General features: G+C 70.4%; 8 protein-coding genes. 4 read left to right on the forward strand and 4 right to left on the reverse strand.

What is annotated here, in order from left to right; genetic code table 11:
- Positions 1-9: 9 nt before the first annotated feature.
- Positions 10-1014, reverse strand: coding sequence for a class I SAM-dependent methyltransferase (locus ACTHL4_RS11500; protein ID WP_440282904.1), 1005 nt, complete (start codon positions 1012-1014; stop codon positions 10-12).
- 240 nt (positions 1015-1254) lie between these two features.
- Between ACTHL4_RS11500 and ACTHL4_RS11505 the strand changes: the two genes are divergently transcribed.
- Genes ACTHL4_RS11505 through ACTHL4_RS11515 form a run of 3 tightly spaced genes read left to right on the forward strand, consistent with a single transcriptional unit; the run spans position 1255 to position 4111 of the window.
- Complete coding sequence (locus ACTHL4_RS11505; protein WP_440282905.1) at positions 1255-1584, forward strand: FeoA family protein; 330 nt, start codon at positions 1255-1257, stop codon at positions 1582-1584.
- Positions 1581-3521 carry a ferrous iron transporter B gene (feoB, locus tag ACTHL4_RS11510; protein WP_440282906.1) on the forward strand — a complete coding sequence of 647 codons (1941 nt, stop codon included), beginning with the start codon at positions 1581-1583 and terminating at the stop codon, positions 3519-3521. The genes ACTHL4_RS11505 and feoB overlap by 4 nt, the downstream gene beginning before the upstream one ends.
- Positions 3518-4111 carry a NifU family protein gene (locus ACTHL4_RS11515; protein ID WP_440282907.1) on the forward strand — a complete coding sequence of 198 codons (594 nt, stop codon included), beginning with the start codon at positions 3518-3520 and terminating at the stop codon, positions 4109-4111. The genes feoB and ACTHL4_RS11515 overlap by 4 nt, the downstream gene beginning before the upstream one ends.
- A 22-nt stretch (positions 4112-4133) precedes the next feature.
- Here ACTHL4_RS11515 and ACTHL4_RS11520 read toward each other — a convergent pair whose 3' ends face one another.
- Genes ACTHL4_RS11520 through ACTHL4_RS11530 form a run of 3 tightly spaced genes read right to left on the reverse strand, consistent with a single transcriptional unit; the run spans position 4134 to position 6607 of the window.
- Positions 4134-5114 (reverse strand): COX15/CtaA family protein, encoded by a 981-nt coding sequence (locus tag ACTHL4_RS11520; protein WP_440282908.1) that lies wholly within the window; start codon positions 5112-5114, stop codon positions 4134-4136.
- Positions 5111-5854 (reverse strand): ABC transporter permease, encoded by a 744-nt coding sequence (locus ACTHL4_RS11525; protein WP_440282909.1) that lies wholly within the window; start codon positions 5852-5854, stop codon positions 5111-5113. Before ACTHL4_RS11525 ends, ACTHL4_RS11520 begins: the two co-directional genes overlap by 4 nt.
- 24 nt (positions 5855-5878) lie before the next feature.
- Positions 5879-6607 (reverse strand): ABC transporter ATP-binding protein, encoded by a 729-nt coding sequence (locus ACTHL4_RS11530; protein ID WP_440282910.1) that lies wholly within the window; start codon positions 6605-6607, stop codon positions 5879-5881.
- A 128-nt stretch (positions 6608-6735) separates the two neighbouring features.
- Here ACTHL4_RS11530 and ACTHL4_RS11535 point away from each other — a divergent pair.
- A partial coding sequence (locus ACTHL4_RS11535; RefSeq protein WP_440282911.1) for a helix-turn-helix transcriptional regulator occupies positions 6736-7277 on the forward strand: 542 nt, incomplete at its 3' end.

The following is a 7277-nucleotide window of genomic DNA, read 5'->3' on the forward strand; positions in this document are numbered from 1 at the left end:
GCCTTCCGCTCAGGGCAGCGCGCGCAGTTGCTCCCACAGCTCGGCGTATGCGCCGGCCCCGGCACCACTGTCCCGGAGTGCCCGCACGTCCGCCCAGACCGGTGACGACATGATCCCGGACGGCTCGTGGGCGTGCGTGCGCCGGCACCACTCTGCGTCGACGGTCTGCGGGTCGGGCGCGCTCAGGCGGGGGAGTTCGTCCGGGTAGACCTCGTCCAGCACGGTCGACGTGGGATCGAGGCCGACCACCAGGTAACTGCCGGTGGGCTCGGTGTTGATCGGCAGGATCGTCAGGTCGGGGCGGTGCCGCCGCAGCACGTCGTCCACCTTGTAGACGTCGCCCGCCCAGGCCGACGTACGCCGGATCCGTTGTCCTTCCAGGGAGTTCCGGGGAAGCATGTCGTCCAGGATGACCACCCCTCCGGGCGACATGCGCTTCTCGATGTTCATGAAGTCGCGCAGCGCGAACTCGGCCAGATGCATGCCGTCGATGAACGCCAGATCGACGGGCAGCTCGCCGAAGTGGTCGAACGCCCCCGCTGTCGCGAAGAAGTCGTCGCTGGTCTGCACGAACGTCTGCACGTCACAACGGATCTCGCGGGTGATGCGGTATGCCGGGTCCACCGCGATGCTGCGTGCGCGGGACAAGGTGAGGCTCTGGCCCTGGTCGACACCGATCTCGAAGTAGGTGCGTGGCTGCAGCAGTTCGTGCATGCGCGCGAGCAGTGCGTGCTTGTGCACCCCGCTGCTGGTGTGCTCGAACGGATCGGCGGAGACCCAGTGCAGGCCCTTGGGCAGTGTCGAACCGGCGCCGAGGCCCTCGACTCCGGCGCGGCCGAGAGCGTCGATCATCTGCTGGCGGTTCAACGGCGTCGGCTTCGGAGCGACCTGGGGAGGCGCGATCCGGCGGGCCACCGTCGTGCGTGCGGCTACCTCACGGCGCCGCAGGCGCTCCGTCTGCCGACCGCCGAGCGTCTTGCGCAGGGTGGTTCCGACCGTTGACCGAATCGACATGGAAGACCCTTCTGTTCGATGGAGGTGGCTTCAGGGTAGGTGACCGGTCGCGGCAACGGGGCGCAGTCCGGCGAGAGTGTCGATGCGACTCGCCGGGCGCCGGCATCAGGGGATTCAGCTGCTGCTCAGCCACCATTCACCCGGGCAGCCACGATTCGCATGGTCGCTGCGCCTGTGTCACACTCGCAGAGGCAGGGTAGGCTGCCCTAAGGAACGCGAGTCGCAGTTGTGGAGGTACGGATGTCGCTGGCGACGTGGGTCCGTCGAACCGATCCCGACACCGGTGTCCGCACCGGCGCCGACGCGGACGGCTCCGTTCGTGCCGATCAACCCGCCGAGCGTTCCCTGGCAGAGATGCGCCCCGGCCAGTCCGGTGTGATCGTCGGCTGGAGCGGTGCGCTCGACCGAGCCGCTGTGCGCCGTTTCGAGGATCTGGGCTTCGCCGAGGGCGCGGCGGTCACGGTCCTGCGTCGCGCACCGTTGGGTGATCCGTTCGTGTACGGCGTTGCCGGCTATGAGATCGCGGTGCGCCGCGAGCACACCCGGCACGTGCGGGTCGAGTCTCGGTGAGCCATTGCAGTCCGGGTGACACGCTCGTCGATGCCACCCCCGGGACGACCCGCATCGCCCTGCTGGGCAGTCCCAACTCCGGCAAGACCACGCTGTTCAACGCGCTGACCGGATTGCGGGCCAAGACGGGCAATTATCCCGGTGTGACCGTTGCCCGATACGAGGGCACGGCCCGCACCCCGGGCGGCGACGTCACGATCGAAGACCTCCCGGGCACGTACAGTCTGGACCCGATCAGCCCCGACGAACAGGTGGTGGCCGACGTCCTCGACGCCGCCGATGACCAGCTGAACACCCCCGACGCACTGCTGGTGCTGGTGGACGCCACCACGATCGAGCGCTCCCTCACCCTCGTGGGCCAGGCGCTCAACACCGGCATCCCCGTCACCGTGGTGGTGACCTTCGGTGACGAACTGCACCGCCGCATGGGGTCGCTGGACACCGCGGCCCTGCAACGCGCGCTCGGCGTCCCTGTGCTCGAGGTGTCTGCGGGGGACAAGGAAGCGCTCGCCGGCCTGCGCGATCAGCTGGCCCGGGCGGCCCAGTGGGCGGTCCCCGTCCTGCCGCCACCCACCGAACGCCAGCAGGCACGCGCCTGGGCACGATCCGTGCTGGACGGTGCCCGGCACCGGCCACCCAGTGACGACGCGCGCACCCGACGGCTGGACGCCGTGCTGCTGCATCCCATCCTCGGGACGCTGATCTTCGCCGCCACGATGTTCCTGTTCTTCCAGGTCATCTTCACCTTGGCGACGCCGCTGCAGGATCTGGTGCAGTCCTGGTTCGACGACGCCGGCGGCTGGACCCACACGCACCTCGGCGACGGCTGGCTCGGCAGTTTCATCGGTGACGCCCTGATCGGCGGGGTCGGCAGCGTGATGGTGTTCGTGCCGCAGATCGCGCTGCTGTTCCTGATGATCGCGATCCTGGAAGGCAGCGGTTACCTGTCGCGCGCGGCGTTCCTGATGGACCGGTTGATGGCCCGTGCAGGATTGGAGGGGCGGGCGTTCGTCGCTCTGCTGTCCGCCTGGGCCTGCGCCATACCCGGCATCATGGCGACCCGGTCGCTGCCGTCCGCCCGGGACCGGATCGCCACCATGATGGGCGCGCCGCTGATGACGTGCTCGGCCCGGCTGACGGTCTACGTGCTATTGGTCGGATTGCTCGTGCCGTCATCGGCCACCGTCGGACCGTTCGGCGCGCAGGGCGTGGTCATGTTCGTGCTCTACCTGGTCGGCGCACTGGCCGCGATGGGCACGGCGTGGGTGTTCAAACGGATCACCGGGCGGCACGGCGCGGTCCTGCCCTTCTACATGGAGATGCCCAGCTACCGGCTGCCACGGCTGCGCTCGGTGGCGTTCGCCGTGTGGGACTCCAGCAAGGCGTTCCTGCAGAAGGTCGGCCGGATCATCCTGGTGGTCACCATCGTTCTGTGGCTGCTGCTCAACCTGCCGACCCGAGGCACCGCAGAGATGCAGCACGCCGGCGTCGACACCACCAGCTCCTCGGCCACCTCCGCCTACGTGCTCGACCACAGCATCGCCGCCCAGGTCGGCAGGGGCGTCGAGCCGGTCTTCGAGCCGCTCGGCTTCGACTGGCGGGTCAACGTCGGTGTGCTGGCGTCCTTGTCGGCCCGCGAGGTCTTCGTCGCGACCCTGGGACAGGTCGCCGCCGCGGAGAACCCCGAGTCGCCCAAGACGACACTGCAGCACATGACCACCGAGCGCAACGGCCATCAGGAGAAGCTCTTCGACGCCCCGACGACGGCAGCGCTGCTCACCTTCTTCCTGTTCGCCCTGCAATGCATGTCGACCATCGGCGTGATGCGCCGGGAGACCGGGACGTGGCGGTGGCCGGCGATCGCGTTCGGCTACATGTTCGTGCTGGCGTGGTCGGCGGCACTGCTGGTCCACACCGTGGTGGCGGCGATCTCATGAGCCGCACCACCACCGTGCCCATGCATCCCGAGCTGGTCGCGGACCAACCGCAGACAGTGCGCTGGGTGTTGGCCCCGGGTGTCGTGCCGTTCGCCGGTCCGGTCCGTCGTGTTCCGCAGCCGCTCGGTGCGCTGGTCGACGACGGCGTCATACAGGCGATCGTGTGCGAGTCGTGCGCCCTGCTGATCCGGCTGGCGGACGGGCTGCGCTGGACGGACGTCATCGGGCAGGTGCGCGATGCGCTCGAGGCGGCGGTCGATGCGCCCGGATGGCAGCCGTATGACGCCGAACAGTGCGGCCCGGACGCGCTGCTGGCGGCGGCGGTGCGCGAGGTGCTCGCCGGTCCGGCCGGCGACTACGTGCGTTCGCACGGGGGAGAGGTGACGGTCGCCTCCGTCGCCGACGGACGGGTGGAGGTGACCTTCTCGGGGACGTGCGGGCACTGCCCCGCCACCGGCATCACGCTGCACGATCGGTTGGAGGCGGAGGTACGCCGCAAGCATCCGGCCCTGCGGGCGATCACCGCGACCAACGCCGGCGGCCACAGCACGCCTCGCTTCCTGAGCATCCGGCGACGCCGGGACTGCTGAGAGACGCACGGGTCGGGGAGGGTCAGCGCTCGCGCAGGCTCAGCACCGCCCAGGTGGTGACGACGACCAGCAGGCTGGCCAGGATCATGTGGATCTCGACCAGGCCGGCGGGCACCTCGAGGAAGTACTGCGTGTAGCCGACGATGCCCTGCAGCACGATCACGCCGAGCACCCACCCCCAGGCCTTGGGTGCTCGGGTGTGCCGCGCCACCAGCAGCGTGGCGATGAGCAGCGCCACGACCAGGCCGGTCAGCAGCATGACGGTGTCGGCATGCAGCCACGCGACAGTGCGCACATCCAGTCCCAGGCGGGCCGGGTGTTCGGCATCGTCACCCGAGTGCGGGCCGGAGCCGGTCACCAGGGTGCCCAACAAGAGGACCACCGCCACCAACACGGCGGTGAGGGCACCGAGCCAGCGCACCTCTCGGGGCACGACCGGCCGCGGTGGCGCGTCCGTCTCGCGGGCCCGATGGACGAGCCAGGCGGAGGCTGCGACCAGCACCATGGAGGCCAGGAAGTGCGAGGCGACGATCGCCGGGTTGAGCCCGGTCCGCACGGAGATGCCGCCGACCACCGCCTGCACGGCGATGCCGAACAGGATCCAGGCGACCGGCGGCCAGAGGCCGCGGCGCTGCGAACCCTTGCGCTGGTCGACGATCAGTGCGACCAGCAGCGCTACCGCCACGAGGCTGACCACGCTGGTCATCGTGCGATTGCCGAACTCGATGTATTTGTGCCAGGACTGCTCCTGGTGCTTGACCGGCGTGAGTGATCCGGGGACGCACTGCGGCCAGTCGGGGCAGCCCAGGCCGCTCGCGGTCAGCCGCACCAGGCCGCCGGTGGCCACGATGAGGACCTCGACGAACAGGTTGAGCCAGAAGAGCCGGCGCAGCCAGGTGGACAGGCCGGCGGTGGGTCGTGCCGGCGGCAACGGCGACCAGCCGTCAGGTCGTGCCGCAGCGTTGGCGTCCGCCGGCGTGTGCAGTGTCGAGTCGGTGATCATCGGTCGTCCCATCGGAAGGTCGCAGCGGTGAGCGCCGTGGCTGCCGCGCCCCACACGAGCAGCACCACCACGGGCTCGGTCAGTGAGCCGAATCGGCCGGTCATCGCGTCGCGGAGACCGTCGCCGAGTGCGCCGGACGGCAGCAGGCGCACGATGGATCCCGCGAGGTCCGGCAGCCTGCCGGTCGGGTAGAGCAGGCCGCCGAGGGCGGCGAACAGCACCCACAGCAGATTGGCCACCGCGAGGACCGCCTCCGCCCGCAGCACACCGGAGATCAGCAACGCGAGGGCGACCCAGGTCCAGGTCCCGACCAGCATCAGCAGCAGCCCCACGACGACGCCGGCCGCGTCCGGATGCCAGCCGAAGCAGGCTCCCAGCACCGCGAGGACCACCGTCTGCAGCGCGACGACGACCAGCACCGCCAGGGCCTTGCCGGCCAGCAGGCCGGAGCGGCCCAGCGGGGTGACGCCGAGCAGTCGCAGTACGCCGTACCGGCGATCGAAGCCGGTGGCGATGGCCTGTCCGGTGAACGCCGTCGAGACCACCGCGAGGGCCAGGACGCTCGGCACGACGATGTCGATGCGGCGGCCGGGTCCGAGGTCGGGGCTGGTGCCGACCGCGAGCCCGATCAGGGCGAGCGCGGGCAGCAGGAGGGAGACGAGCAGCTGCTCGCCGTTGGACAGCAGGGTGCGCACCTCGAAGGCAGCCTGGCTGCGGGCGCGTACGGCGGGGGTGGTCATCGGACTGACCTCATCGGGCGAGCTTCATCGGGAGGACTTCTTGGTCGTGCGGGTGAGCGAGAAGTAGGTGTCCTCGAGGCCGTCGGAGCCGCTGACCTGGGCGACCGTGCCCTGGGCGGCCACGGACCCGGCCGCGACGATGATGACCTGATCGGCCAGCCGGTCGGCCTCCTCGAAGGAGTGGGTCGTCACCACGACGCACGCTCCGCGGTCGCGGGTATGGCGCACCAGGTCCCACACGTCGAGCCGCGCGTGCGGGTCGAGGCCGGCGCTCGGCTCGTCGAGGAAGACCACCTCGGGACGACCGATCAGCGCCGCGGCGAGCGCCACGCGCTGCCGCTGACCGCCGGAGAGCCGGCGCAGCGACGTCTGGCGGAAGTCCTGGATCCCCAGGGCGTCGACCAGCAGGGGGAACTCGTCCTGGGCGTCATACAGGGTGGCGAAGTGCTGCAGCAGACGCAGCGGTTTGACCGCTCCGGGGAGGCCACCGTCCTGCAGCATGACACCGACCCGCCGACGATGCGCGGCGTCCGCTCCCCACGGGTCGGTGCCCAGCACCCGGACCGTGCCCGACTCCGGGCGACGCAGGCCTTCGGCCATCTCCATCACGGTCGTCTTGCCCGCGCCGTTGGGTCCGAGGACGCAGGTGATCGCGCCCTGCGGTGCGCTCCAGCTCATCCGGTCGAGGGCGAGCTTGCTGCCGTAGTGGTGCGACACCCCGTCGACGACGACCGGCAGCACGGGAGCACTCACGACCGCCAAGTGTAGGTCGTGAAGCTGCCACTGCTTCCCACGGGCCGGGCGACGCCGCCGATGGCCGTGCGGCGGACTTAGGTCACCCTGGGTGGAAGGTTCCCAGGGAATTACGTCACACTGATGTTGTGTTTTTCCCAGCCGGTGAGGTCGGCACGCGTGAGCGCGTGCTGCGGACGATCTCCGAGCGCGGCCCCATCACGGCGGCCGCGCTCGCGGAGTCGCTCGGCCTCACCCCGGCCGCGGTCCGCCGGCACCTGGACTGCCTGGCACACGACGAGTTGGTGGAGGAGCGCGAGCAGACCGGCACGGGTGAGCGCCGTCGCGGGCGCCCGGCGCGGGCCTTCGTGGTGTCGTCCTCGGGCCACGCCCGGCTGCGGGGCGATTACGAGCCGCTCGCCGGCTCGGTGCTGCGATTCCTGCGCGACACCTCGGGCGAGGACGCAGTGACCGAGTTCGCGCGTCAACGTGCCGCATCTCTCGCCGAGCAAGCGTTGCCGGTGGTGGAGTCCGCCGGGCGCGATCTGGACAGCCGCACCCAGGCGCTGGCGGCTGCGCTCACCGACCAGGGGTATGCCGCCACGACCCGCCCGGTCGGGAATGACACACCTCTCGCGGGGGTTCAACTGTGTCAGGGGCATTGCCCTGTCCAGCACGTCGCCGCGGAGTT

Origin of the sequence: Flexivirga sp. (genome assembly GCF_051955415.1) — a bacterium.
GTDB lineage: Bacteria > Actinomycetota > Actinomycetes > Actinomycetales > Dermatophilaceae > Flexivirga.

Bases quoted from the DNA above. Each gene is read 5' to 3' on its own strand.
- ACTHL4_RS11500 (WP_440282904.1), bottom strand. From the start codon at position 1,014: ATGTCGATTCGGTCAACGGTCGGAACCACCCTGCGCAAGACGCTCGGC.
- ACTHL4_RS11505 (WP_440282905.1), top strand. From the start codon at position 1,255: ATGTCGCTGGCGACGTGGGTCCGTCGAACCGATCCCGACACCGGTGTC.
- ACTHL4_RS11515 (WP_440282907.1), top strand. From the start codon at position 3,518: ATGAGCCGCACCACCACCGTGCCCATGCATCCCGAGCTGGTCGCGGAC.
- ACTHL4_RS11520 (WP_440282908.1), bottom strand. From the start codon at position 5,114: ATGATCACCGACTCGACACTGCACACGCCGGCGGACGCCAACGCTGCG.
- ACTHL4_RS11525 (WP_440282909.1), bottom strand. From the start codon at position 5,854: ATGACCACCCCCGCCGTACGCGCCCGCAGCCAGGCTGCCTTCGAGGTG.